We start from the raw sequence: 26,349 nt of genomic DNA on the forward strand, positions 1-26,349 counted from the left end.
CCCTGCGATTCTGAACGAGCCGCTTCCGCTTTTAGTTATTAACGATTTGTAAAGATCTTATCGATTAAACCGTATTCTAAAGCTTTTTCTGCTGTCATGAAGTTGTCGCGGTCTGTGTCGCGTTGTAGTACTTCAAGTGGTTGACCAGTGCGGTCAGCAAGAATTTGGTTTAGTTTTTCACGTAAGAATAGGATACGTTTTGCAGCGATTTCGATTTCAGTCGCTTGACCTTGTGCTCCACCAAGTGGTTGGTGAATCATTACTTCACTGTTTGGAAGTGCATAACGTTTTCCTTTTTCACCTGCTGCAAGTAAGAATGCACCCATAGATGCTGCCATACCGATACAGATTGTTGATACTTGTGGTTTAATAAACTGCATTGTATCATAGATTGCCATACCTGCTGTGATAGAACCACCAGGGCTGTTGATGTAGATGTGAATATCTTTTTCTGGATCTTGAGATTCCAAGAATAAAAGCTGGGAAACGATTGAGTTAGCTACGTTGTCATCAATTGCACTACCAAGCATAATGATGCGGTCTTTTAATAGTCGAGAGTAAATATCGTAAGCGCGTTCTCCACGATTTGTTTGTTCAATTACTGTAGGAATTAAATTCATCTGTTATTTCCTCCTTCTAAAGCTTTCTTAGTCTTATAATACAATTATGGTCAATAAAGGTCAAACGAAACCACTTTAAATCAAAAAAATATGTAGTTGTATCATGAAATATTCGCTATGTTTTCGAAATTCCCTGCTTATGTATCTTCAACATCATAACCGAATTCCATAAATTTAAACGTTATGAAAACTGAAGAAAAAAAGAAAAGAACGCCTTTTAACTGAAGCGTTCTTTCGATAGTTAGTCTTTTAAAAGATAGGTAACTCTATTTAAAATCTTTTCGATTTGTTTCGCGTTTTTACTATACATTTCGCTTGCTGATTTCGACTTTGTTTCTAGGGAAAATAGTTCAAGATCAGCATGACATTTTTTTAAAGATGCTAATAATAAAGGTTTGTTTTGAGGAGAAGGCATTTGGAGTTTGTCATTGTAAATGTCGATAGTAAGTTGTCCGTATGAATCCACTTGACCGAGAAAGACATTTTCAATAACAACACCGAGCTTTTCTAGTTCAGAATGTAGCCAAGCGCGGTTATGTCCACTAGAGGATAAAGGTTCATCTAAGACATTGCCATCCATAATAACAGTTTGCGGTTCTTTTTCATTCGGTACTTTTAATCCAAGGTCTTTTGCAGTAATGGGCTGAGAATCTTTCTTTAATAATACATTTAATTCTCCGCTCGGTTCTAAGACAGCAAATTCGACTTCCGCTATACTAAATGCACCATTTCCTCTAAGAAGTTCAAGTAACTCATCACTTGTATATTTCTCTTTCTTTAAATTATCCTCAAGTACTTTGCCATCCTTTATTAAAACTGTAGACTTCCCTTCAAAAAAATCTCTAGCAGTTTTGTTTTTTAAGGAAAGAATTCCGACAAAAAAGGGTACTGATGCGAAAATAAGTATAGCAAAGACACCGTGGAAAAACTTTTGATCAAGCCCTGTAGCTATTTGAGCAGCGATATCACCGATTGTCATTCCCGCTATGTATTCAAAAAAGGAAAGCTGAGAGATTTGCCTTTTTCCTAAGCACTTTGTAATAGTGAATAAAATAATTAATATGAATACAGAGCGAAGGATGACAAGTGTCCATTCCGGTAGGTGAGACATAGTTATTTCCTCCAGTCTACTTAAAACCCTTTATATTGAGGTTCTTCACGTTCTAATACTGAAACTCTATCCTGTAAATCAGCGATGACACTGTCCATTTCTAACATACATTCATGAAATACGCGTTTAGCTTCATCGTCTGTAGAATTTAGTGAAAGGGAACTTAAGCTTGCTTGAGCGCCTCTTACACTAGCAAGGCAAGTTTTTACGCTAGCGATAACAGTCATATAAACACCTCTTATCCTTTCGGTTTAAATAACAATGCTCCAATGAAGCCGAAAATAATAGCTGCTGATACACCGGCGCTCGTTACTTTAAACATGCCGGTAATAACGCCAACGATGCCATGTTTTGCAGCTTCTTCCATTGCGCCATGAACGAGGGCATTACCAAAGCTTGTAATAGGTACAGTTGCCCCGGCTCCAGCGAAATCAATTAATGGCTCATACAAATTAAATCCATCTAATATAGCTCCAGCAACAACGAGTGTTGCCATTGTATGAGCGGGTGTTAGTTTGCCGACATCAAACATAAGTTGGCCGATTACACATATGAGTCCGCCAATGACGAAAGCCCAGAAAAAAATCATTGCGTTGCACCTCCAAATTCAATCGAAACGGCATGAGCGATACACGGAATCGTTTCTTCTTGTTGGAATGTAAGTGGAGATAGTAAAGCGCCTGTCGCAACGACAAGTATTTTTTTGAACTCTCCTCTTTTCATTCGGTTTAATAAATGACCGTACACGACTGTTGCGGAACATCCTGGTCCACTAGCACCGGCTATGACAGGCTGTCCTTCTCTATAAATGAGGAGTCCGCAATCTTGAAACTGTTCGCTCATTACTTTTGTTCCGTGTTTATGTAGTAAGTCATAAGCAATTTCGCGTCCTACATGTCCGAGATCGCCTGTTACAATTAAATCGTAGTAAGAGGCATCAATTTGACGTTCGCGTAAGTGAGCTTCAATTGTGTCGACGGCAGCTGGAGCCATTGCACCTCCCATATTAAACGGATCCGTTAATCCCATATCAACGACTCGTCCGATTGTGGCAGATGTTACCCTAGGGCCGTGCCCAGTATCGCTTAAAATAGCGGCTCCTGCTCCGGTTACTGTCCACTGTGCAGTAGGCGGCTTTTGTCCACCGTATTCGGTAGGATAGCGGAACTGTTTTTCTACAGCGGTGTTATGACTTGAGGCACCAGTTAATAAATATTTTGCGCCCTTTGCGTTTACGATACTTGCCCCAAGTGCTAAACCTTCCATGGAAGTAGAACAAGCCCCGAATAATCCGAGATAAGGAGTGCCCAGTGTGCGGCAAGCAAAGCTTGTAGGGGTAATTTGATTAATTAAATCTCCTGCGAGTACGAATTGAATATCGTCTTTACGAAGTTCTGCTTTTTCAGTAGCCCGGCTACAAGCTTCTTCGAATAAAATTTTATGTGCTTTTTCATAGGAATCTTGTCCGAGCCATAAATCTTCATGAAGGATATCGAAGTCTTCTGGGATTTTCCCTTTTGCCTCAAAAGGTCCACCAACGACTCCTGTTGAAATAATAACGGGTTTGTTTTCAAATACCCACGTTCGGTGTCCTTGTAACATTTATAGCCCTCCCCATTGAACGAGAATCGTTTTAATAAGTGCGATGACAAAAGCCGAAAATACACCAAATAAAATAACAGAGCCAGCTAATTTAAACATGTTACCGCCAACACCAAGAACAAATCCTTCCGTTCGGTGTTCGATACAAGCTGCAATAACGGAGTTTCCAAATCCAGTAACAGGTACAGCTGTACCAGCACCAGCAAACTGCCCAAAACGATCGTATATACCAAATCCAGTTAGTAACATAGAAATGAAAATAAGAGTTGCGACGGTTGGATTTCCTGCCGAACGTTCAGTGAAATCAAAATATGTGATGTAAAAAGTAGAAATGAGTTGTCCGATGAAGCAAATAAAACCACCAACGAAAAAGGCTTTTATACAATTTTTTAAGACAGGTCGTTTCGGTTCGCGTTCTTGTTCGAATTTTTTATACTCCTGTTGTACAGGGGTTAAGTTTTTATCTTTACTAGACATTGCAATCCTTCCTTTTCTTTTAAAAAGCGTTAAGTGTTAGACTCCATTTTTTTACCAATGAGTTTTAATTGCTTATTAATCTCATCTTTAGATACTTTTTTTTCCTTAATCTTTCTTTCGAGCTTTTCGAGTAACATAAAGATTTTTTTATCTGTACTTACACGAACATCGAAAGTAGGGTGCTCATCACTTAGCTGCTTTTGAAGCTTTTTACGAAGCGGTTTTAATCCAAACCTTTCGTGATGCTCAGGTGTAACTGCTATGTAGAGATCTAAATTTGAATTCACTGCTGTGCTTTTTATAATTTCATCCATAGCGAGAGCTCTTTTCTTCGCTCCTTGTGATATAGATTGATTAAAGGATTCCGTACTCGTCTTTGTTAACTTTGGACCTTTTTCTTTCTCCGTTTGTTTTGCTTCTTCTTTCACTTTTTTATCTAAAGGACTATTATCACATCCGGTAAAAGAGCTAAATAGAAGTGCAAATAATGCGGTTATGAGGCCGAGTTTTCGCATAATTATCATTCCATTTCTATTGCAATATGTAATGTGATAGAAAAAGGATGACTGCATATCATCCTTTTTCTATTTCACAGCAAGATTGGTTCGTTATTGCTGTGAGTATTGTGGTTCTTCCTGTTGGACTTCTTCAACACGTGGGTTTAAAGAATCGATAATCGTTTGTGTTTGCTGCGCAGCTGTTTGAAAAAGTTGCTTAGCTTGTTGGTTATCCGTATCAAGAGCGAATCCCTCTAAGCTAGCTTGTGCACTTTTTAATCCAGAAACAGTTTGCTTTAGTTTCGTAATTACAGTCATTGAATGAAGCCCCCTTTGGAATATCAATTCATAGGTTATAATTTGTGAGTTGGGATGAATTTATGATTGGAAAATTTAGGGGTTGAATAGATTTTATATGCTTTTAGCTAAGATGTATAAGGTATTACGGGGATATTTTTATTGATTTAGATGGATTTTATTGCTATTATTATGAGAAGAAAATGAAGTGTTTTCTATAATCATGCGCCCATAGCTCAGTCGGATAGAGCGGTGGTTTCCGGTACCACGTCTGTCGGGGGTTCGAATCCCTCTGGGCGCGTCAAAAAGTCCTAACTTACGTTTTGTAGGTTAGGACTTTTTTTATTTCCCTCTTGTTATATCTGATAATAAGATTTACTATTAGTACTTGATAATAATTTTTATAACTTATTATTTTCTTTCAATATTATTCAAATTTCGGTTGTAAGTTGTAAATATCATTAATACATATAAATTAATAATATTTTGGAATGGGCGTCTGCGTGAGGATTCTCCTTTTACCAAACTTATTGTACAATAGAAACAAGGGGGAGATTAGTTTGAAGGCAAGTCTTTTACAAGAACAAAGCTTACGTTTGGCAATGACACAAGAGTTAAGGCAAGCGATTACAATGCTTCAGTATAATGTACAAGAATTATCGGAGTTTTTGTATGAGCAATCGTTAGAGAATCCCCTTATTGAGTTAGGTGGTTTTGAGAGGGAGAAGAAAAAGAGCTCTAACAACAGTAAAAGTACCAGCAAACAAGTCGAGAATCAGATGGAAATCTACAGTGTGGATTCTACAACGATTCAGCAACATTTATTAAATCAAATACAGTATTATAAAATAGATGAAGAAGAGCGGAAAGTGGCTTCTTTCATTATTATGAACATGGATGGAAACGGGTATTTACAAGAAACGAATGAAGAGTTAGCAGAGCTCCTTTCTGCGCATATTCATGTAGTTGACCGCTCTGTAGAGCTTGTCCAATCACTGGAGCCAGCAGGGGTAGGGGCGCGTAATATTCAGGAATGTTTAACCTTACAATTGAAGCGCTTACAAAGAAGGGATGGATTAGCGGAAGATATTGTAGAGGAGCACTTTGCTTATTTCGTGAAGAAGGATTGGCGAAAGCTCGTTCATGTGCTGAAGTGTAGTAATGAAGAATTACAATCGGCGGTGAACTGTATTACATCATTGCAGCCGAAACCGGGCCTTGCGTATTCTTCGGATAAACCACTGTATATTGTGCCTGACATGGCAGTGAAAAAAGAAGGCGATCGCCTCGTTTTACAGATGAATGAGAGAAATATGCCGAGAATTGAAATTCACTCTGAGTACAGTGCGCTTCTTAATAATAGTGAAAGTGAAGTAGCATCTTACGTTTCAGAAAAGTATCAGCATGTGCAATGGATTATGCGCAGTTTGAAACAGAGAAAACAAACACTTCTGCAAGTGATGACGATTATTATGGAAAAACAACGTGATTTCTTTTGGGAAGGTCCAGCGTATTTGAAGCCGCTCGCTTTAAAAGAGGTGGCGGAAGAGCTAAGTGTGCATGAGTCTACGATTAGTCGTGCAACAAGAAATAAGTATGTGCAAACGCCACACGGTTTATTTGAGATGAAATCGTTCTTTAGTAATGCAGTTTCGACGACAGAGGATGAGGCAGTTTCAACGAAGCGAGTGAAACAGTTTATTCAAACGCTTGTGGAAGCAGAGAATAAGAAAAAGCCACTCTCAGATCAAAAGATTTCAAAATTATTAGAAGAAGAGCATGAAATTGTTATTTCTCGAAGAACGGTGGCGAAGTATAGAGAACAAATGCATATCCCAGCTTCGTCATTGCGAAAAACAATCGGATAGGTGAAGAAGATGAAAGTTGTGCTGTATACAAAAAAGAATTGTGGTCTTTGCGTGCAGGCGAAACAAGTTTTGCAGGAAGTACAATGTGAATATTCTTTTCAAATCGAGGAAATAGATATATATGAAGATAATGACCTTTTAGAAAAATATCATTTAATGATTCCGGTTGTAGAAATAGACGGAAAACAAGTAGAATATGGTAACATTCACAAAGGTGTCATAATAAACTATATAAAGAATGCAGTTAAGAGTTGAATAAGTTTCTATCTCCTGTTACAATAATACACGTAGCAGGGATTATTTTTTTAACCTATGTGGGACACAAAATGTCACTACGGGACGTAAAGTGACCACCGAGGAAAAATGAACCAATGTAGTGAGGAGAAAAGATATGCGCTCATGGATTCAGAACACAAAAAAATTATTACCTGATCTGCTACCTGTTATGCAAACGAGAATGCAAATTCTTCAATACATTAGGCTCATGCAGCCGATTGGAAGAAGAAACTTATCAGCAAGCCTCGGTATGACAGAACGAGTATTGCGAAGTGAAGTTCAAGTTTTGAAAGAACAAAACTTAGTTCACGTCGCTTCTTCTGGAATGACTTTGACAGAAGAAGGAACAGCTTTAGTTCTTGCTTTGGAAGACTTTATGAAAGAAATTTCCGGGTTAAAGGTTTTAGAAAAGCAACTTAAGGAAACATTAGACTTGGATGAAGTTTTCGTTGTCCCTGGTGATAGTGATGAATCACCTTGGGTCAAACTGGAGATGGGCCGTGCTTGTGTGACTTGTATAAAAGACCGTCTGACAGCGAATAATATCGTTGCTGTGGCTGGAGGAACTACGCTAGCTGCTGCTGCGGACATGATGCAACTTGATTGTAAAGATTTACATATGCTATTTGTCCCAGCACGTGGTGGAATCGGAGAAGGTGTTGAATTAGAAGCCAATACCATTTGTGCCAAGATGGCGCAAAATACGATGAGTAATTATCGCTTATTGTATGTTCCAGACCATGTTAGTAGCGAAGCATATGCGTCTATTGTGACAGAGCCTTCCGTGAAAGAAGTTCTTGAGTTGATTCGATCTTCCAATATCGTCATTCATGGAATAGGTGATGCGTTAACAATGGCACGTCGCAGAAGTACTTCGGAAGCAGATTGGTTAAAGATTCAAGCAAGCGAAGCAGTTGGTGAAGCTTTCGGTTACTACTTTAATGAAGAAGGAAATGTTGTTCATAAAGTAAGAACAGTTGGTATGCAATTAGAGGATTTACAAAATGTATCTCACGTTGTTGCAGTCGCTGGAGGTTCTTCAAAGGCAAAAGCAATACAGGCTGTAATTAAACAAGGGCACACTTCAATTCTAATTACAGATGAAGGTGCAGCAAAACAGTTAACAAAGGGTTTTACCCTTTAATATAATCCCCCAAGGAGGAAATTCAAATGACTAAAATTGGTATTAATGGATTTGGACGTATCGGACGTAACGTATTCCGCGCAGCTCTTAACAACTCTGAGGTAGAAGTAGTAGCAATCAACGACTTAACAGATGCTAAAACATTAGCTCACCTTTTAAAATATGACACAGTTCACGGAACTTTAAATGCAGAAGTATCTGCTAACGAAAACAGCATCGTTGTTAACGGTAAAGAAATTAAAGTTATCGCTGAGCGTGACCCAGCTCAATTACCATGGAGCGACTACGGAGTAGAAGTAGTAGTAGAATCTACTGGCCGTTTCACTAAAAAATCAGACGCTGAAAAACACTTAGGTGGATCAGTTAAGAAAGTTATCATCTCAGCTCCAGCTTCTGACGAAGATATCACTGTAGTTATGGGTGTTAACCACGAACAATACGATGCAGCTAACCACAACGTAGTATCTAACGCTTCTTGTACTACAAACTGTCTAGCTCCATTCGCTAAAGTATTAAACGAAAAATTCGGCGTAAAACGCGGAATGATGACAACAATTCACTCTTACACTAACGACCAACAAATCTTAGACTTACCACACAAAGATTTACGTCGTGCTCGTGCAGCAGCTGAAAACATGATCCCAACATCTACTGGTGCAGCTAAAGCTGTAGCATTAGTATTACCAGAACTTAAAGGTAAATTAAACGGTGGCGCTGTACGTGTTCCAACTGCTAACGTTTCTCTTGTTGACTTAGTTGTTGAACTTGACAAAGAAGTAACAGTTGAAGATGTAAACGCAGCATTCAAAGCAGCAGCTGAAGGCGAATTAAAAGGTATCCTTGGATACAGCGAAGAGCCATTAGTATCTATCGACTATAACGGATGTACAGCTTCTTCTACAATCGATGCATTATCTACAATGGTAATGGAAGGTAACATGGTTAAAGTACTTTCTTGGTACGATAACGAAACTGGTTACTCTAACCGCGTAGTAGACTTAGCAGCTTACATGACTTCTAAAGGTCTTTAATTCTTAATTATATAAGCAATCAATGACAAAACGAGGGAGAGGGTTTGTTCCCTCTCTCTCTTCTTTCGTTTTAAAAGCAAATGTGTTAAGCTTTTGAATGGGTTTTGTCAATCCTAACTAGTAGTCGGAGGGAAATCCAATGAACAAAAAATCAATTCGTGACGTAGATTTAAAAGGTAAGCGTGTATTTTGCCGCGTTGATTTCAACGTACCTATGAAAGAAGGCAAAATTACAGATGAAACTCGTATCCGTGCAGCTCTTCCTACAATTCAATATTTAGTAGAGCAAGGTGCGAAAGTTATTTTAGCAAGCCACTTAGGCCGTCCAAAAGGTCAAGCGGTAGAAGAATTACGTCTTACTCCAGTAGCAGCACGTTTAGGCGAGCTTCTTGGTAAAGATGTTAAAAAAGCAGACGAAGCATTCGGACCAGTTGCACAAGAAATGGTTGCAGCAATGAACGAAGGCGACGTATTAGTTCTTGAAAACGTACGTTTCTATGCGGGCGAAGAAAAGAACGATGCAGAACTTGCGAAAGAATTTGCAGCACTTGCTGACATCTTCGTAAACGATGCATTCGGTGCAGCTCACCGTGCTCACGCTTCTACAGCAGGTATCGCAGACTACCTACCAGCAGTATCTGGTCTATTAATGGAAAAAGAGTTAGATGTATTAGGTAAAGCACTTTCTAACCCAGAACGTCCATTTACAGCTATTATTGGTGGTGCGAAAGTAAAAGATAAAATCGGTGTAATTCGTCATCTATTAGACAAAGTAGATAACTTAATCATCGGTGGCGGACTTGCTTACACGTTCGTTAAAGCTTTAGGTCATGAAATTGGTCTATCTCTATGTGAAGACGACAAGATTGAACTAGCTAAAGAATTTATGCAACTTGCAAAAGAAAAAGGCGTAAACTTCTACATGCCAGTTGATGTTGTAATCACTGAGGAATTCTCTGAAACTGCAACAACTCAAATCGTTGGTATCGACTCTATCCCTTCTAACTGGGAAGGCGTAGACATCGGTCCTAAAACACGTGAAATTTATGCAGATGTAATTAAAAACTCTAAGCTTGTTGTATGGAATGGACCAATGGGTGTATTCGAAATGACTCCATTCGCAGAAGGTACAAAAGCAGTAGGACAAGCATTAGCAGATGCAGAAGATACATACTCTGTTATCGGCGGTGGTGACTCTGCAGCAGCTGTTGAAAAATTCGGTATGGCTGATAAAATGAGCCACATTTCTACTGGCGGCGGTGCGTCATTAGAATTCATGGAAGGTAAAGAGCTTCCAGGTGTAGTTTGTCTTAACGACAAATAAGTAGCAGCCAAAGAAAAAGGACGGTGCAAAGCATGCGTAAACCAATTATCGCAGGTAACTGGAAAATGAATAAAACTCTATCTGAAGCAGTTAGCTTCGTAGAGGAAGTTAAAGGTCAAATCCCAGCAGCTTCAGCTGTTGATGCAGTAGTTTGCTCTCCAGCTCTATTCTTAGAGCGCCTTGTAGCAGCAACTGAAGGAACTGATTTACAAGTAGGTGCACAAAACATGCACTTCGAAAAAAATGGTGCATTCACTGGCGAAATTAGCCCAGTAGCACTTAGCGACTTAAAAGTAGGCTACGTAGTACTTGGCCACTCTGAGCGTCGTGAAATGTTTGCTGAAACAGACGAATCAGTAAACAAAAAGACTCTAGCAGCATTTGAACATGGTTTAACACCAATCGTATGTTGTGGTGAGACTTTAGAAGAGCGCGAAAGCGGAAAAACATTTGATCTAGTAGCAGGTCAAGTGACAAAAGCACTTGCAGGTTTAACAGAAGAGCAAGTTAAAGCAACTGTTATCGCTTATGAGCCTATCTGGGCTATCGGTACAGGTAAATCTTCTTCTTCTGCAGATGCAAATGAAGTATGTGCGCACATCCGTAAAGTTGTTGCAGAAGCTGTTTCTCCAGAAGCTGCAGAAGCTGTTCGTATTCAATACGGCGGTAGCGTAAAACCAGAAAACATTAAAGAGTATATGGCACAATCTGACATCGACGGCGCTTTAGTTGGCGGTGCTAGCTTAGAGCCTGCTTCGTTCTTAGGTCTTCTGGGGGCGGTAAAATGAGAAAGCCAACAGCTTTAATCATCCTTGACGGTTTCGGACTTCGTGAAGAAACTCACGGGAATGCTGTAGCACAAGCTAAGAAACCTAATTTTGATGGTTACTGGAACAAATTCCCTCATACAACGCTTACAGCTTGTGGTGAGGAAGTAGGTCTTCCAGAAGGTCAAATGGGTAACTCTGAGGTTGGTCACTTAAATATTGGTGCTGGCCGCATAGTATATCAAAGCTTAACACGCGTAAACGTTGCAATTCGTGAAGGTGAGTTCGATCAGAACGAAACATTCCAAAATGCAATTAAAAGCGTAAAAGAAAAAGGTACTGCTCTTCATTTATTCGGTTTACTTTCTGATGGTGGTGTGCACAGTCACATGAACCATATGTTTGCTCTTCTTCGCTTAGCAGCAAAAGAAGGTGTGGAGAAAGTTTACATCCATGCGTTCTTAGACGGCCGCGATGTTGGACCACAAACAGCAAAAGGTTATATCGATGCAGCAAATGAAGTAATTAAAGAAACAGGAGTAGGACAATTCGCGACTATCTCTGGTCGTTATTACTCCATGGACCGTGACAAGCGTTGGGATCGCGTAGAAAAATGTTACAGTGCTATGGTGAATGGTGAAGGCCCTACTTATAAATCAGCAGAAGAGTGTGTAGAAGACTCTTATGCGAACGGTATCTATGATGAATTCGTATTGCCGTCTGTAATTGTTAACGAAGATAACACGCCAGTTGCAACAATCAATGATGATGATGCAGTTATCTTCTATAACTTCCGTCCAGACCGTGCAATTCAAATTGCTCGTGTATTTACAAACGAAGACTTCCGTGAGTTCGATCGTGGTGAAAAAGTACCTCACATTCCAGAATTCGTATGTATGACACACTTCAGTGAAACTGTGAATGGTTACGTGGCATTCAAGCCAATGAACCTTGATAACACTTTAGGTGAAGTTGTTGCGCAAGCGGGATTAAAGCAACTTCGCATCGCGGAAACCGAAAAGTATCCGCACGTTACATTCTTCTTTAGCGGTGGTCGTGAGGCTGAATTCCCAGGAGAAGAGCGTATCTTAATTAACTCACCGAAGGTTGCAACGTATGACTTGAAACCTGAAATGAGCATTTACGAAGTAACGGACGCTTTAGTAAATGAAATCGAAAATGATAAACATGATGTTATCATTCTTAACTTTGCAAACTGTGATATGGTTGGCCATTCTGGGATGATGGAACCAACAATTAAAGCAGTAGAAGCAACTGACGAATGTTTAGGAAAAGTTGTAGAAGCGATTCTTGCAAAAGATGGTGTAGCACTTATTACTGCTGACCATGGTAATGCCGATCAGGAGTTAACTGCTGATGGCGAGCCGATGACAGCTCATACAACTAACCCGGTTCCTTTCATCGTTACAAAAAATGATGTAGAGCTTCGTGAAGGTGGTATTTTAGGAGATATCGCTCCAACAATGCTTACACTTTTAAATGTGGAACAACCGAAAGAAATGACAGGTAAAACAATTATTAAATAATTTGCTTATATAAAAAGGAGAGAATTTATTATGTCAACAATTATTGATGTTTATGCTCGCGAAGTCCTTGACTCTCGTGGTAACCCAACTGTAGAAGTAGAAGTTTACACAGAAAGCGGTGCTTTCGGACGCGCTATCGTACCAAGTGGTGCATCTACTGGTGAGCACGAAGCAGTAGAATTACGTGACGGTGACAAATCTCGTTACCTTGGTAAAGGTGTTGTTAACGCAGTAAACAACGTTAACGAAATTATCGCTCCAGAAATCGCTGGTTTCGATGTAACTGACCAAGCTGGTATCGACCGTGCTATGATCGAATTAGACGGCACTCCAAACAAAGGTAAACTAGGCGCTAACGCTATCCTTGGTGTATCTATGGCAGTAGCTCACGCAGCAGCTGACTTCGTAGGTCTTCCATTATACCGTTACCTTGGTGGATTCAATGCAAAACAATTACCAACTCCAATGATGAACATCATCAACGGTGGTTCTCACGCTGATAACAACGTTGACTTCCAAGAGTTCATGATCTTACCAGTTGGTGCTCCAACATTCAAAGAATCAATCCGTATGGGTGCTGAAGTATTCCATGCACTTAAAGCTGTATTACATGACAAAGGTCTTAACACTGCAGTAGGTGACGAAGGTGGATTCGCTCCAAACCTTGGTTCTAACCGTGAAGCTTTAGAAGTAATCATCGAAGCTATCGAAAAAGCTGGTTACAAAGCTGGCGAGAACGTATTCTTAGGAATGGACGTTGCTTCTTCTGAGTTCTACAACAAAGAAACTGGTAAATATGACCTTGCAGGCGAAGGCCGTACTGGCTTAACTTCTGCAGAAATGGTTGATTTCTACGAAGAGCTTTGCAAAGACTTCCCAATCATCTCTATCGAAGATGGTTTAGACGAAAACGACTGGGATGGTCACAAATTATTAACTGAGCGTATCGGTGATAAAGTACAATTAGTTGGTGACGATTTATTCGTAACTAACACTCAAAAACTTGCTGAAGGTATCGAAAAAGGTATCTCTAACTCAATCTTAATTAAAGTTAACCAAATCGGTACTTTAACTGAGACTTTCGAAGCTATCGAAATGGCTAAACGTGCTGGTTACACAGCAGTTGTATCTCACCGTTCTGGTGAAACTGAAGATGCTACAATTGCTGACATCGCAGTTGCAACTAACGCTGGCCAAATCAAAACTGGTTCTATGAGCCGTACTGACCGTATTGCTAAGTACAACCAATTATTACGCATCGAAGACGAACTAGGCGAAATCGCTGTTTACGATGGTATCAAATCTTTCTATAACATCAAACGATAATTGTAGAAAATAACGACAGACCGTGAGAAATCACGGTCTGTTTTTTTATGCTAAAATTGTTCGCCCGTCATAAGTGACATGAAATGTTTGAAGAAGCGGTTATAATCAAAATCAATTGCGATTTGATGACTCGGCCAATCAATAAATGGCTTAGATTCTCCTAAAGAGCGAAATTCTCCAATGCTTGCCCCCTGCGCATAAGATTCTGTCATGACAACGATAGGTGATTTGTGATAGGTAAACATAGAGTTATCAAGTAAAGCGAGTATTGGCATTGTGTCATGGAAGGGGCTACCCTTTAAATGTGGTAGGGCGTCTTTATAATATCCGTAGTAATAATGATCGAATAAAGGTTTGACAAGTGGGGCTTTTCCTTTTGTTTCAATATACTCCGCCATCTCGGGTGTAATGACGGAATATTGGGTGACGTTTAATGGGTATATGTACATGTTAGCTGTAGATTGGAGGACTATATTAGCAGCAGTAGGATCGCCATAAAAGTTTGCTTCGGAAATAGGGGTAACATTACCAGGGTGTAAAAAGGCACCGCCCATTACGTAGTAAGATTTAACTTGCTTCATTAACTGTTTACATACGATGAATAAAATTGCTAGGGAGGTAAGTCTTCCTAAACTTACAATGATTAATTCATCTTTATACTGCTCAATAAGAGGAATAACTTCAAAAAAATTCTCCATTTCTCCGTTAGTCACATTTACCTTTGGAATAATTGGCCCGAGCCCCTGTTTCCCATGTACATCCGTAAAAAACGCAGGTGGGGCACCAGTAAGAGGACGTTCTGAACCACCGAATATCTTGATATTTCTATTCTTTGTTTCGTTATTAAAAAAATGAGCATTTTGTACGGCCATTTTTTTCGGGACATTGCCGTAATCAGCAACAATACCGATAATTTCTATTTCATCAATAAAGAAAGCTAAGAGGAGAGCCATCGTATCATCAATCCCAGGATCACAAAAAATGAGAACTTTTTTTGGCATATGTTCACCACCTATCTTGTTTATCCCTTACAAACCCGCTTGATGAGGGCTAACAATCAGTATGGATGTGGGAATCCTCATGGATTAAAGTTTCATTTTATATATATGTAAGCTTAAGGATAAAAAGATTATTTTATTGAAATAATAGTCTTATAAATTCAGAAAATAAAAACTTTTTATATTAGGTCAAGGTTTTTGACGTAATTTTCGTTTGGAAATGCAGTCATATCAAGGTTGTAAGCGTATAACAAAGGCTGTTTTTGCTGTCAAGTTGATAAATTGCAGCTTTTTACAATTTATACTATGATAAAGATATTAACAGAAGATCGTATAAACATGAGGGATGATGAACATGAAATTTACAAAGATTCTTGTCCAAATTGCTGCTCTTTACGTGTTTTATATGGTTGGAACTTGGGTGCAAGAAATGCTAAATATTCCAATTCCAGGAAGTTTGATTGGGATGTTCCTCTTACTTGTTTTACTTAGCCTAAAAGTTCTTCCAGTGAAATGGTTCGATTTAGGAGCAGAAACACTCGTTGCTATTATGCCGTTTTTATTAATTCCGCCAACGCTTGGCTTAATGAATTACGGTGCTTTTTTTATGAGTAAAGGAATTTCTCTTTTCATTACAGTTGTAGCGAGTACATTTTTAATTATTATTGTCGCAGGACATACAGGACAATATCTTGCGAATAGGAAGGAAAGAGAGTCGCGATGAGCCAAATATTAATCGGAATCGGTTGGGTTCTTTTTACGGTGCTATTATATCAATTATCTAAAAAAATCTATAAATTATTTCCAACACCATTCACCATTCCAATGCTTGTAGCAACAGGATTAATGGCTTTCCTATTTATCGTGCTTGATATACCATATCAACATTATATGGAAAGTGGTGGTGGCTGGATTGCAAAGCTACTTGGACCCGGTGTTGTAGCATTTGCAATTCCTCTTTATAAACAACGTCATGTTCTGCAAAAGTATGTTGTACCGATTGCCGGCGGGGTATTAGTAGGTACAACAGTTGCAATCGCTAGTGATTTTGCCATTGCTTCACTTATGGGAACAGATAAAAGCTTAATCTTATCGTCTTTACCAAAATCGGTGACAATGCCAGTTGCGATGAGCGTTTCTGAACAAGTTGGTGGTGTACCTTCCTTAACAGCAGCTTTCGTTGTTATCGCAGGTATTACTGGAACGATTACAGGACCTCTCTTATTAAAATGGAGCCGTGTTACAAACTCAGTTGGTAAAGGTATCGGATTTGGATGTGCTTCTCATATTATGGGCGTTATGAGAGCGATGAAAAATAACGAACATGAAGGTGTTATTGGATCGGTAACAATGACATTAACAGCAATTTTGACATGTTTACTTGGACCGTTATTTGCAATGATGTTTATGTAATGGAAGAAAAGCGGGAGCGACTCTATAGCTCTCGCTTTTCTATAGGATTTATGCTACAGTTACAATAACTGAATCTTTGTAGGAGGTACGCCAAGTGCATACGTTATTATCCGTTTTACTTATTACTGTATCGATTTTAATGATTGTTATGGTACTTATGCAGTCTAGTAATAGCTCAGGCCTTTCAGGTGCAATTTCAGGCGGTGCAGAGCAATTATTTGGTAAGCAAAAAGCACGTGGAATTGAAGCAGTATTAAACCGTATCACAATTGTTTTAGCTGTATTGTTCTTTGTATTAACAATTGCTGTTACGTACTTAAACTTATAGAATTGAAAGAAGAAGCGTTAGTAAGATGTACTAATGGTTCTTCTTTTTTGTTTTGCCATTTGAAAGATGTTTCTAATTAGATTATAGAAATATAAATATGGTACACTAGATATAGAAAGAATACGACTAGATTACAGAAGAGAAAGAGGAGAAGTACATGATGAAATTAGCATCTCCGAAACCATTTACATTTGAGGGTGGAGACCGCGCTGTTTTATTACTACATGGATTCACAGGGAACTCAGCTGATGTACGTATGTTAGGGCGTTTCTTAGAGAAGAAAGGCTACACTTGTCATGCGCCAATTTATAAAGGGCACGGTGTACCACCAGAAGAGCTTGTTCATACAGGCCCTACAGATTGGTGGCAAGATGTAACGGAGGCATATCAGCTTTTAAAAGATAAAGGTTTTGAGAAAATTGCTGTTGTTGGATTGTCACTTGGCGGCGTATTTTCTTTAAAATTAGGTTATACAGTACCGGTTTTAGGTGTAGTACCAATGTGTGCACCGATGTATATTAAGAGCGAAGAAACGATGTACCAAGGTATATTGGCATATGCCCGCGAATATAAAAAGCGTGAGCAAAAGTCACCAGAGCAAATCGAACAAGAAATGTTGGAATTCCAAAAGACACCGATGAATACATTAAAAGCATTACAACAATTAATTGCTGACGTACGTAACAATGTGGATATGATTTATGCACCAACATTTGTTGTACAAGCACGTCATGACGAAATGATTAATACAGATAGTGCTAACATTATTTATAACGGTGTAGAATCTACGTTAAAAGACATTAAATGGTATGAAGACTCTACGCATGTCATTACACTTGATAAACAACGTGACGAGCTACATGAGGATGTATATAACTTCTTGGAGCAACTAGATTGGTAAGATCTAGTTGCCTCTTTTTTTCATAAGGAATTTTTTGTGAAAACTGTAAAAATCATAAGAGGAGTATTGAAGTTTCACTTTATACATCCCCTATCTTTCGGATACACTAAATAATATAAGGTTTTAAAGGAGGTATTTTTGCTTGGAAGAAATCACACAAGAACATATTGATAAGTTGTTATTATTTATGAGAGAAGAAGCGTATAAACCGCTAACGATACAAGAGTTAGAAGAGGCATTTGGAATTGAAGGTTCTGAGGGCTTTAAAGATTTTGTAAAAGCACTTGTAATGATGGAAGAGAAGGGACTTGTTATTCGTACACGTAGTAATCGATACGGTCTTCCTGAAAAGATGAATTTAGTACGAGGTAAGTTAATTGGACATGCACGTGGCTTTGCTTTCGTTGTGCCAGAAGAGAAGAAAACTGGAGACGATGATCTTTTCATCCCTCCTACAGAATTAAACGGTGCACTTCATGGCGATACAGTATTAGCACGCCTTAGTTCTCAATCGAGCGGTTCACGTCAAGAAGGTTCAATTGTACGCATTTTAGAGCGTGGAACGAAAGAACTTGTTGGTACATATACAGAATCGAAAAACTTTGGATTTGTTATACCTGACAATAAGCGCTGGACGAGTGATATCTTTATCTTGAAAAGTGCATCAATGGGTGCTGTAGAAGGTCATAAAGTAGTTGTGAAAATTACGAGCTATCCAGAAAACCGTTTAAGCGCAGAAGGTGAAGTTATTCAAATTCTAGGTCATAAAAATGATCCAGGAGTAGATATTTTATCTGTCATTCATAAACATCATTTACCTTTAGCATTCCCTGAAGAAGTGATGGAGCATGCAAACAGTGTACCAGAAACGATTTCAGAAGAAGATTTAAAGGATCGTCGTGATTTACGTGATCAAATGATCGTAACGATTGATGGTGCAGACGCGAAAGACTTAGATGATGCTGTTACAGTAACGAAGCTTGAGAACGGTAACTACAAGCTTGGCGTTCACATTGCGGATGTAAGTCATTACGTTCAAGAAGGTTCTCCAATTGATGTAGAAGCAGCGGAAAGAGCGACGAGTGTGTATCTTGTTGACCGTGTAATTCCGATGATTCCACATCGTCTATCTAACGGTATTTGCTCATTAAACCCGAAAGTAGACCGTCTGACATTATCTTGTGAAATGGAAATCAACAACTTAGGTGATGTTGTTAAACACGAGATTTTCCAAAGTGTGATTAAAACGACAGAGCGTATGACGTATGCTGACGTAAGAAGCATTTTAGAAGATGAGGACGAAGAGTTAATTAAGCGTTATGAGCCATTAGTACCGATGTTTAAAGAGATGGGTCAATTGGCACAAATTCTACGTGAAAAACGTATGCGCCGTGGTGCAATTGACTTTGACTTTAAAGAAGCGAAAGTATTAGTAGATGAAGAAGGAAAACCGACTGATGTTGTTATGCGCGATCGTTCTGTATCAGAGAAGTTAATTGAAGAATTTATGCTTGTTGCGAATGAAACAGTAGCAGAGCACTTCCACTGGATGAACGTACCGTTTATGTACCGTGTCCATGAAGATCCGAAAGAAGATAAGCTTGAGCGTTTCTTCGAGTTTGTAACGAACTTCGGATATGCGGTAAAAGGACGTGCGAATGAAGTACACCCTCGTGCGCTGCAACAAATTCTTGAAATGGTTCAAGGACAGCCTGAAGAAGTAGTTATTTCAACGGTTATGCTTCGTTCTATGAAGCAAGCTCGTTACGATGCGGATAGTTTAGGGCATTTCGGTTTATCAACTGAGTTCTACACACATTTCACATCACCAATTCGTCGTTACCCAGATACAATCGTTCATAGATTAATTCGTGAATACATTATTAATGGTAAAGTCGACAATGAAACGCAAGCAAAATGGCGTGAAAAATTACCTGAGATTGCAGAGCACTCTTCTAATATGGAACGCCGTGCTGTTGAAGCAGAGCGTGAAACAGATGAGATGAAAAAAGCAGAGTATATGGTTGATAAGATCGGTGAAGAGTATGACGGTATGATTAGCTCTGTAACAAACTTCGGTTTATTCGTAGAGCTTCCAAATACAATTGAAGGTCTTGTACACGTTAGCTACTTAACGGATGATTACTACCGTTATGACGAGCAGCATTTCGCTATGATCGGAGAGCGTACAGGAAACGTATTCCGCATCGGTGACGAAATTACAATTCGTGTTATTAACGTAAATAAAGACGAGCGTGCAATCGACTTTGAAATCGTTGGCATGAAAGGTACACCTCGTCGTAAGTTCAAAGATCGTCCAGTCGTTATCGAGCAGCCAAGAACAGGCAGAAAGAAACGCGGTGGACGTAGCGAGCGCAGTAATGAGCGCGGCGGTGAACGTGGCACAGGTAGAAAGTTTGACCGTGGTGGCAAAGGTAAAAGCACAGGAAGAGGATCCGCATCAGCAACAGCATCCACGTCTGCTAGTCAGCCAGGGAAAAAAGATGGTAATGGCAAGAAGAAAAAAGGATTCTTCGAAAACGTACCAGGATTCAAGAAGAAAAAGAAAAAGCGTAAGTAAGAAAAGGATGGCTTCGCTTTGATGAAAAGCGAGGCCGTTTTTCTTTTTGTTGGAATCTAGCTACAGTGGCTAGAATGTTCGGCGGCTTCACTTCTTCCCGAGAGGCAAAGAGCGCCTCAAGGTCAGAAGCTCCATCCACCTCACATTCTGAGCGAGCCACTTTCGCTTTTTATTAACATTTGTTACAATAGTAAAAATAGAGGAGGGACGTTATATGCCAAAGGGTACAGGTAAGGTTATTGCACAAAATAAAAAAGCATTTCATGATTATTTCATCGAAGAAACATACGAGGCAGGGCTTGTCCTTCAAGGAACGGAAATTAAGTCGATTCGCGCTGGTCGCGTGAACTTGAAAGATGCGTTTGCACGTATACATAACGGTGAAGTATGGGTTCATAATATGCACATTAATACATACGAACAAGGGAATCGTTTCAACCATGATCCACTTCGTACGAGAAAATTACTTCTTCATAAAAAAGAAATTGATAAGCTAGCGGGCGCTGCAAAAGAAACAGGTTACGCATTAGTTCCACTTAGAATCTATTTGAAAAATGGATTTGCAAAAATGGCACTTGGTTTAGCAAAAGGTAAGAAACAATATGATAAACGTCACGATTTAAAAGAGAAAGAAGCGAAACGTGAAATTGCACGCGTGTTCCGTGATCGCCAAAAGATGTAATACAGATATTTACATTTGTAAAACGGCGCGCGTATGATATAATAACTTATGTAAGGTTGTTGCACATTGAAAAACAGCTCTTAGTAGCTATCACGATATTTTCTTCGTATGCTCCATTTTTATCATGGGGACGTTACGGATTCGACAGGGATAGTTCGAGCTTAGGTTGCGAGTCGAGGGGATCGGCCTCGTTAAAACGTCAAAGCCTATAATTGGCAAACAAAACAATCTTTCTTTAGCTGCTTAATTGCACTAAAGGTTCCTCCCTCCATCGTCCATGTGGTAGGGTAAGGGACTCAAACTAAGTGGACTACGCCGGAGTTCGCCGTCTGAGGGCGAAGGAAGAGAACAATCAGACTAGCAACTTGGAAGCCTGTCGATAGGCCGAAGAGTTCGCGAAATGCTAATATATCGACTACACTCGTAGAAGCTTAAGTGCCGATATTTTTGGACGTGGGTTCGACTCCCACCGTCTCCACCAATACATATTTGGTGGTTTTTTATTTTGTATTGTGATATGAACCATAAGTTTGCCGGAACGGCAAGCTTATGGTTCTTTTTGTTTGCGGCAAACTTATGCTTCTTTTTAAGTATGAGAATTGGTGTTTGGTTAGAATTTAACTAGTGATTCTATTCTTATCGGGATAAATTTACAAGGAATTCAATAAAAAAAGGCGGCGAAAAAATGCCATCCTTTTTATTTTTTTATACTTCCGACTTCCTCTTTTAGTGATTTTTTCATATTTTTTAACAAACTTTTCATTCGTTTGTTATGGTATTTTAGAAATTCTTCTGTATTATCATTAAATCGAGCAATGAGAAAATCCATTATTTTTTCTTGTAACATAATAGAATCTTCTACAAGTTGATAGCAAATCTTTTCAGTTCTTTCATTAATAAATTCTTCTCCTTCAACAGTAACAACCAATTCGAAAATTTTAGTGAAGGTGAAAATTACAAATAATCGAATCATTAATGGTTCATTATTTTTAGAAATTGTAAAATTGAGATTTTCTTGATAGTAGTCAATAAGTCCAAAATTACAATGGCTGAATCGAGATAATACATCATAGAAGTGAGTAAAATATTTCTTATCTAAGCCCATTTTAAAGGTACTCGGGTTTTCTTGCTTTCCAACCTCCTCCTGATTTCGGTTTACTAGTACCCCATCTGATTGAACATTATAAAAGGCTAACGCAACTTTTATAGGGTTTTTAATAAAGTTATCAAGTTTGTGTTCATTTTCATGTAGATATCGAGTACTTAAATAATTTTCAAAAATACTTCGTACTAACATCATTACATCTTCATTGTGCCCAGCTTTTAATAAATGTCGGATACTTATTAGTGTCTTAGTACTTTTAGTAAAAGAAAAGTACTCAAAATCATATGTAAGCTTTACGGATGTGACGTTATAAGATAAAAGGTCATGTGTTCCATAGGGGAAACATGAATAATCTACAAATTTCTTGGATTGCAAAATAAATTGATTTAGAATTTTATCTAATTTTTTGATATATTGTTCCTCCATCAATATCCCCTCCTTCTTTAATTTAAACAAAATATTGTATCAAAGGAAATCAATAATATAGTTTTTATGCTATTCGTTATAAAAGTTTATTGCGATATTATGATTTAAAAATAAGTCTTCTGCAAGTTTAGGGATATTTTGAATGAAGATTTTACTATATTAGAGCTTAAAACCCATATCTTTCATTAGTCCGCTTTTGATAACATATTCCATTTACTTAACGTCCTTAAGTAAATGGAAATAATCATAATAGAAATGTATTTATGTTTTAAAGGCGTTAATGTAAAATGAAGTTAATATATGGATTAATAAGGAATTATATGCAATGTGGATGAATTCCGAAGGAATAAAAAAGATAAGAAGATAAAATTTTGTTTTTTAAGCTGGTAGCAATCATTTATTTTGGTAAGAAGCTTGCTATTAGGTAGATAAAGATGTTCTTTAAAATTTAAATCTCGATTGTAAAAGTAATGATCAATCAGACTAGAATGGCAGATGCAACTAGAGGAGAGGTAAGAAAAGAGGAATTAAAAGGAATGTGAAAATATAATTCAATTACCATAATACCGTAATAGATGCCGAGGTCAAATGAAAAAATTTATCATTCCAAAAACAATGTATAGGGAGCATTGGTATATAAGGGCGGTGTTTTAATGACTAAAGGTGATAAATTGATTTCGACTATAGGATACGTATTAATAGTGATGGCTATCGTTAATATGGTATATCCTGATTCAAATATTATGGGTGCGAATTTTAAAAATGGTGTTTCAGTGTTCACTTTTTTTTATGCTTTATCAGCTGGATTGACTACAATTTCAGAAAATAAGTTTAGAAAATCCTGGAATTCCTGGTTAAGTAACATACTGTTGATATTGGCGATAGGATTAGGCTTAACAGTAGGATGGTTAACAAATATAGACGTTTTAAAAAATAACATTATTACACCTATAGTTGATAATTTTATCTCTAATGGGACACTTATGATACTAAATCTAGGTCTTTTATTCGTAAACATTAGACTTAATGAAAAGAAAGAAGAACAAAAAGAAAAAATATATGAAAAAAGATTAAAAGATGAAGTTAGATTAGCTAAAAAAGAAGTGTTACAAGAGGTGCTAAAAAGTGTGAAAAAAGATAATTAAATAAGGGAGATTGTTTTAAGATGGATGCTTATAATAAGGTTGTTGTTGAAAGTGATTATAGAGTTAATTTAGAAATGAAAAGAGATGGGGAAAAACTTTTATCATCTTGGCAAATTTCATCCTTTATTGAAAACTTATCAAGAAGTTATTATAAGAATGAGTTGTTAAATACTATTGAAAGTTACATTAATAAAGGAACAGATTTAGAAAATATATTCATAATAGATGAATCTTTTAAGTTAAATAACATCTATAAAAATCTTGGCATTTTAAATCTTAGAAATGAGAGAGATGCAAAAACCTTATATCATTTGGGAAAACCCATAGGAATGTTCCCGAATGAAAAATTAATAAAAATAAATTGTATGTTTGAGATATTTAGGAAAGTGAATGAGACCCTAAGTGAATACAAAGTAAAGAGTTTGAATAAAGAGAAGTTAAGTGGTTTGATAACTTTTTCTATAAGCCCGAACACTACAATGATCGCAATAAAAGAAAAAATTATTAGTTTGGCAAATGAAAACCTCAATCAATCGGGTCAAGAAGAAGTAAGAAATACCGAACAGAATAAAAAAATAGATCGGAAAAAATTAGCCAATTCTTTAGAGTCCAGTACTGTTAAGGTAATTTCATCTTATCAAAAAATGGAATCTGATTTTATAAGTATCGCTATTGTAAAAGAAAGTATCCTTGCAAATGATATTAAAGATATTAATGAAACGCCATCTAATATAATAGGATATTTTAATACTTTTAAATCAACTTTTGATAATCTGATTAGACCTATAATTGGTATTTATGATCCAAATGACAATAGTGTCGAAATTATTTGTAGAGACTTTATAGATAAAACTTTATATGTTGAAGAGAATAAACGATTTTTAGATATTAAAAGTATTTCAAGGAATAGTCCATTAGCTGTTTGTGTTGTTTTGGGTGTAGGTGGTTTAACATTCTTAAGTAGGCATATTACGGTTGCACTGGATGAACGTTTATTACAGAAACAACAAGCTGAATCCACTGTAAATATTAGTGAAGAACATGAAATAGCGGATCTAATGAGCGAAATTAAACAAGCTATTGAAGAAAGGGAAAATAACAAAGAGATAAATATTACAGATGCTACCCAAAATATACTTGATAATTTAAGAAGAGGTAATGAAGGGCGGTTTGTAGAAAATGCTAAAGATTATGGCTTTCTAAATGAACATGCCATATTAAAAGTGAGAAAAGAAGCATAAGCCCGTTCTAAAGTTAGGACGAAATTAAAAATATAATTGTTTAATTTTTAATGTAAGATACTTCACTACACCAAAAATAACTAAAGCATGTGCTTATAGCACCATTAGATAAAGAAATTGAAAAAACTGTAATAATTGTTTTGAGCTTTTTGCATCAGACCATTAAAGAAAATGAAAATAACATACCAAAAAAGAGGTGTTTTTATGGTATCAGTTACTCAGAGGATTTCTAAAGTTAAACAGCCAAGAGGTGGGTATATTAAACCTAAAGATTTCAATATTATCGAATTACATGATGGTATTGATTTGTATGAAGAAGAAAATATACATAGTACTTTGATTGGACTAGCTGTTGATTATCTTACTCGGTTTACTATGGGAACTTCTTTAGAAAAAGCTTTTAAAATTTCTCTTAGAGGTGCATCGAGGGTTAATGAGAGCGATTGTGCTGAAGAATTATTAAACGGAATTAGTGGTCTTGATGATAATTCAATAGAGAATGCGTGCAAATTGGTAGGGTTTGATACTGCTTTTAGAGCTGGTATTGCAAGTTATAAGCCACATACTATTCAGCCAGATTTCTCTACTATTTCTAATATTAGAAATATGGTAGAGCGTAGTAGGACTTTTAACGATAATTATGGACCGATTGTAAAAGATGGTTTCACTTTTGAAGGTGGTTATACTCAGCTTATATCAAGTGGAGATGGTGATTTTTTAACTGAAACGACTTTATGGGATTTTAAAGTTTCAAAGAAAGATCCGACTAATAAAAATACTTTACAGTTGCTTATATATTATTTAATGGGTGTTCATTCTATTCATTCCGAATTCAAACAAATTGAGAATTTAGGGATATTTAATCCTCGTTTAAATAAAGTCTATTTACTACCGATAAGTACAATATCTAATGAGATTGTCAATGAAGTTAATACTACTGTTATAGGATATTGATGAATTTTTCTTGAGAAATGGTAAATTTGAAATGAAGGTGCGATGTTTTGAAAATAGTTTAATCATTTATAATAAAGTTCCATCAAAATGACGGCATAATTTTTAAAAAAACCTTCCGTATCAATGTTTGAACAAAAATTTTAATCAATATTTTTTATGAAAATCAAATTAATAAATGAAAAACAACCATTTTGATTAATCTTTGTTTAAAATGGTTGTTTTTCATTTACTAAAAAATAAGGATTCATCTAATATTTAATAACATTAATATTTTCAGTAATTATGAGTATAAATCTTTTTTGATTCATTGTATTTTTGTAATTTTAAAGAATTACTTGTTTTTGTGTAATTCACATGGTAATGTTAAATTTGTCATTAAGTAATTTATAAGAATTACAAAAGGAGGGGCGGCGTGAAAATAGATGAGGTTGCAATAATTAAAGTAGGTCAAAATATTTCAAGAATCCCTGATGAGGAGCTTAATAACAATATATTTTATACATTTGATGATTTGAATTTTGATCTAACACATCTAGATGACGAATATGTGAAAAAGAATGAGAATTCGCAAAGTGATTATCTTGCATATAGAGGTGATATTGTAATTAGCTTTGTAGGTACAAGGGCGACTGTCATAACAGAAAGTAATCAAGGGAAGTTACTTAATCAGAATTTCGCGAAAATCATT

Annotated in this window: 28 protein-coding genes, 1 tRNA gene and 1 other RNA gene; 20 read left to right on the forward strand and 10 right to left on the reverse strand. The window is 37.2% G+C overall.

Features of this window, described 5'->3' with window-relative positions:
- Nucleotides 1-38: 38 nt before the first annotated feature.
- The 8 genes from clpP to MR160_RS24645 all read right to left on the reverse strand — a co-directional run bounded on the left by clpP (nt 39) and on the right by MR160_RS24645 (nt 4,625).
- Nucleotides 39-620, reverse strand: a complete 582-nt coding sequence (clpP, locus tag MR160_RS24610; protein ID WP_001049162.1) for an ATP-dependent Clp endopeptidase proteolytic subunit ClpP — start codon at nt 618-620, stop codon at nt 39-41.
- Nucleotides 621-861: 241 nt separating this feature from the next.
- Nucleotides 862-1,731 carry a DUF421 domain-containing protein gene (locus MR160_RS24615; RefSeq protein ID WP_016099273.1) on the reverse strand — a complete coding sequence of 290 codons (870 nt, stop codon included), beginning with the start codon at nt 1,729-1,731 and terminating at the stop codon, nt 862-864.
- A gap of 20 nt (nt 1,732-1,751) precedes the next feature.
- Nucleotides 1,752-1,958 (reverse strand): DUF1657 domain-containing protein, encoded by a 207-nt coding sequence (locus MR160_RS24620; RefSeq protein ID WP_000215916.1) that lies wholly within the window; start codon nt 1,956-1,958, stop codon nt 1,752-1,754.
- An 11-nt stretch (nt 1,959-1,969) separates the two neighbouring features.
- On the reverse strand, nt 1,970-2,320 hold the full coding sequence (spoVAE, locus tag MR160_RS24625; protein ID WP_000575919.1) for a stage V sporulation protein AE: 351 nt from the start codon (nt 2,318-2,320) through the stop codon (nt 1,970-1,972).
- Nucleotides 2,317-3,333 carry a stage V sporulation protein AD gene (gene spoVAD, locus MR160_RS24630; protein ID WP_000938953.1) on the reverse strand — a complete coding sequence of 339 codons (1,017 nt, stop codon included), beginning with the start codon at nt 3,331-3,333 and terminating at the stop codon, nt 2,317-2,319. The genes spoVAE and spoVAD overlap by 4 nt, the downstream gene beginning before the upstream one ends.
- Complete coding sequence (gene spoVAC / locus MR160_RS24635; protein WP_000095399.1) at nt 3,334-3,810, reverse strand: stage V sporulation protein AC; 477 nt, start codon at nt 3,808-3,810, stop codon at nt 3,334-3,336.
- A gap of 29 nt (nt 3,811-3,839) precedes the next feature.
- Nucleotides 3,840-4,325 (reverse strand): YhcN/YlaJ family sporulation lipoprotein, encoded by a 486-nt coding sequence (locus MR160_RS24640; protein ID WP_001228537.1) that lies wholly within the window; start codon nt 4,323-4,325, stop codon nt 3,840-3,842.
- A gap of 93 nt (nt 4,326-4,418) precedes the next feature.
- Nucleotides 4,419-4,625, reverse strand: coding sequence for a DUF1657 domain-containing protein (locus MR160_RS24645; RefSeq protein WP_000216166.1), 207 nt, complete (start codon nt 4,623-4,625; stop codon nt 4,419-4,421).
- 204 nt (nt 4,626-4,829) lie between these two features.
- On the opposite strand from MR160_RS24645, the gene MR160_RS24650 reads away from it, so the two are divergent.
- The 9 genes from MR160_RS24650 (at nt 4,830) to eno (ending at nt 13,887) form a co-directional block, all read left to right on the forward strand.
- A tRNA-Arg gene (locus MR160_RS24650) sits at nt 4,830-4,905 on the forward strand.
- Nucleotides 4,906-5,164: 259 nt separating this feature from the next.
- Nucleotides 5,165-6,472, forward strand: a complete 1,308-nt coding sequence (gene rpoN / locus MR160_RS24655; protein WP_000647951.1) for an RNA polymerase factor sigma-54 — start codon at nt 5,165-5,167, stop codon at nt 6,470-6,472.
- 9 nt (nt 6,473-6,481) lie between these two features.
- Nucleotides 6,482-6,727: a glutaredoxin family protein gene (locus MR160_RS24660; RefSeq protein WP_000869737.1), complete on the forward strand. Its 246-nt coding sequence runs from the start codon at nt 6,482-6,484 to the stop codon at nt 6,725-6,727.
- A 136-nt stretch (nt 6,728-6,863) separates the two neighbouring features.
- Complete coding sequence (cggR, locus tag MR160_RS24665) at nt 6,864-7,892, forward strand: gapA transcriptional regulator CggR (protein WP_001258185.1); 1,029 nt, start codon at nt 6,864-6,866, stop codon at nt 7,890-7,892.
- 26 nt (nt 7,893-7,918) lie between these two features.
- Complete coding sequence (gap, locus tag MR160_RS24670; protein ID WP_000161234.1) at nt 7,919-8,923, forward strand: type I glyceraldehyde-3-phosphate dehydrogenase; 1,005 nt, start codon at nt 7,919-7,921, stop codon at nt 8,921-8,923.
- Between the two features lie 139 nt (nt 8,924-9,062).
- Nucleotides 9,063-10,247: a phosphoglycerate kinase gene (locus tag MR160_RS24675; RefSeq protein ID WP_001036332.1), complete on the forward strand. Its 1,185-nt coding sequence runs from the start codon at nt 9,063-9,065 to the stop codon at nt 10,245-10,247.
- A gap of 32 nt (nt 10,248-10,279) precedes the next feature.
- The gene (tpiA, locus tag MR160_RS24680) at nt 10,280-11,035 is read left to right on the forward strand and encodes a triose-phosphate isomerase (RefSeq protein WP_001231042.1); all 756 of its coding nucleotides are present in this window, start codon (nt 10,280-10,282) and stop codon (nt 11,033-11,035) included.
- Entirely contained in the window at nt 11,032-12,561 is a 1,530-nt protein-coding gene (gpmI, locus tag MR160_RS24685) for a 2,3-bisphosphoglycerate-independent phosphoglycerate mutase (RefSeq protein ID WP_001231141.1), read from the forward strand. Before tpiA ends, gpmI begins: the two co-directional genes overlap by 4 nt.
- Nucleotides 12,562-12,591: 30 nt before the next feature.
- On the forward strand, nt 12,592-13,887 hold the full coding sequence (eno, locus tag MR160_RS24690) for a phosphopyruvate hydratase (protein ID WP_000103951.1): 1,296 nt from the start codon (nt 12,592-12,594) through the stop codon (nt 13,885-13,887).
- A gap of 50 nt (nt 13,888-13,937) precedes the next feature.
- On the opposite strand, the gene MR160_RS24695 is transcribed toward eno, so the two are convergent.
- Complete coding sequence (locus MR160_RS24695; RefSeq protein ID WP_001125040.1) at nt 13,938-14,888, reverse strand: nucleoside hydrolase; 951 nt, start codon at nt 14,886-14,888, stop codon at nt 13,938-13,940.
- A gap of 352 nt (nt 14,889-15,240) precedes the next feature.
- Between MR160_RS24695 and MR160_RS24700 the strand changes: the two genes are divergently transcribed.
- The 7 genes from MR160_RS24700 (at nt 15,241) to ssrA (ending at nt 21,271) form a co-directional block, all read left to right on the forward strand.
- The gene (locus MR160_RS24700) at nt 15,241-15,609 is read left to right on the forward strand and encodes a CidA/LrgA family holin-like protein (RefSeq protein ID WP_000673222.1); all 369 of its coding nucleotides are present in this window, start codon (nt 15,241-15,243) and stop codon (nt 15,607-15,609) included.
- Entirely contained in the window at nt 15,606-16,298 is a 693-nt protein-coding gene (locus MR160_RS24705; protein WP_000078304.1) for an LrgB family protein, read from the forward strand. Before MR160_RS24700 ends, MR160_RS24705 begins: the two co-directional genes overlap by 4 nt.
- Before the next feature lie 94 nt (nt 16,299-16,392).
- The gene (secG, locus tag MR160_RS24710; RefSeq protein WP_000557266.1) at nt 16,393-16,626 is read left to right on the forward strand and encodes a preprotein translocase subunit SecG; all 234 of its coding nucleotides are present in this window, start codon (nt 16,393-16,395) and stop codon (nt 16,624-16,626) included.
- Nucleotides 16,627-16,786: 160 nt separating this feature from the next.
- Nucleotides 16,787-17,527, forward strand: a complete 741-nt coding sequence (gene estA, locus MR160_RS24715) for a carboxylesterase (protein ID WP_000761986.1) — start codon at nt 16,787-16,789, stop codon at nt 17,525-17,527.
- 142 nt (nt 17,528-17,669) lie between these two features.
- Entirely contained in the window at nt 17,670-20,108 is a 2,439-nt protein-coding gene (rnr, locus tag MR160_RS24720) for a ribonuclease R (RefSeq protein WP_000391343.1), read from the forward strand.
- Between the two features lie 214 nt (nt 20,109-20,322).
- Nucleotides 20,323-20,790 carry an SsrA-binding protein gene (gene smpB / locus MR160_RS24725; protein WP_001123917.1) on the forward strand — a complete coding sequence of 156 codons (468 nt, stop codon included), beginning with the start codon at nt 20,323-20,325 and terminating at the stop codon, nt 20,788-20,790.
- Between the two features lie 126 nt (nt 20,791-20,916).
- Nucleotides 20,917-21,271: a transfer-messenger RNA gene (ssrA, locus tag MR160_RS24730) on the forward strand.
- Between the two features lie 216 nt (nt 21,272-21,487).
- Here ssrA and MR160_RS24735 read toward each other — a convergent pair.
- A complete protein-coding gene (locus tag MR160_RS24735) occupies nt 21,488-22,321 on the reverse strand; it encodes a DUF5677 domain-containing protein (RefSeq protein WP_242298264.1) in 834 nt (277 codons plus the stop codon).
- Nucleotides 22,322-22,974: 653 nt separating this feature from the next.
- On the opposite strand from MR160_RS24735, the gene MR160_RS24740 reads away from it, so the two are divergent.
- From MR160_RS24740 to MR160_RS24755, 4 genes are all read left to right on the forward strand, one after another.
- The gene (locus MR160_RS24740) at nt 22,975-23,466 is read left to right on the forward strand and encodes a hypothetical protein (RefSeq protein WP_242298266.1); all 492 of its coding nucleotides are present in this window, start codon (nt 22,975-22,977) and stop codon (nt 23,464-23,466) included.
- 20 nt (nt 23,467-23,486) lie between these two features.
- Nucleotides 23,487-24,707, forward strand: a complete 1,221-nt coding sequence (locus tag MR160_RS24745; protein WP_242298267.1) for a hypothetical protein — start codon at nt 23,487-23,489, stop codon at nt 24,705-24,707.
- 204 nt (nt 24,708-24,911) lie between these two features.
- A complete protein-coding gene (locus MR160_RS24750; protein WP_242298269.1) occupies nt 24,912-25,661 on the forward strand; it encodes a hypothetical protein in 750 nt (249 codons plus the stop codon).
- Nucleotides 25,662-26,073: 412 nt separating this feature from the next.
- A partial coding sequence (locus tag MR160_RS24755) for a restriction endonuclease subunit S domain-containing protein (RefSeq protein ID WP_481746737.1) occupies nt 26,074-26,349 on the forward strand: 276 nt, incomplete at its 3' end.

Origin of the sequence: Bacillus cereus group sp. BfR-BA-01382 (assembly GCF_022663475.1) — a bacterium.
Taxonomy (GTDB): domain Bacteria; phylum Bacillota; class Bacilli; order Bacillales; family Bacillaceae_G; genus Bacillus_A; species Bacillus_A thuringiensis_S.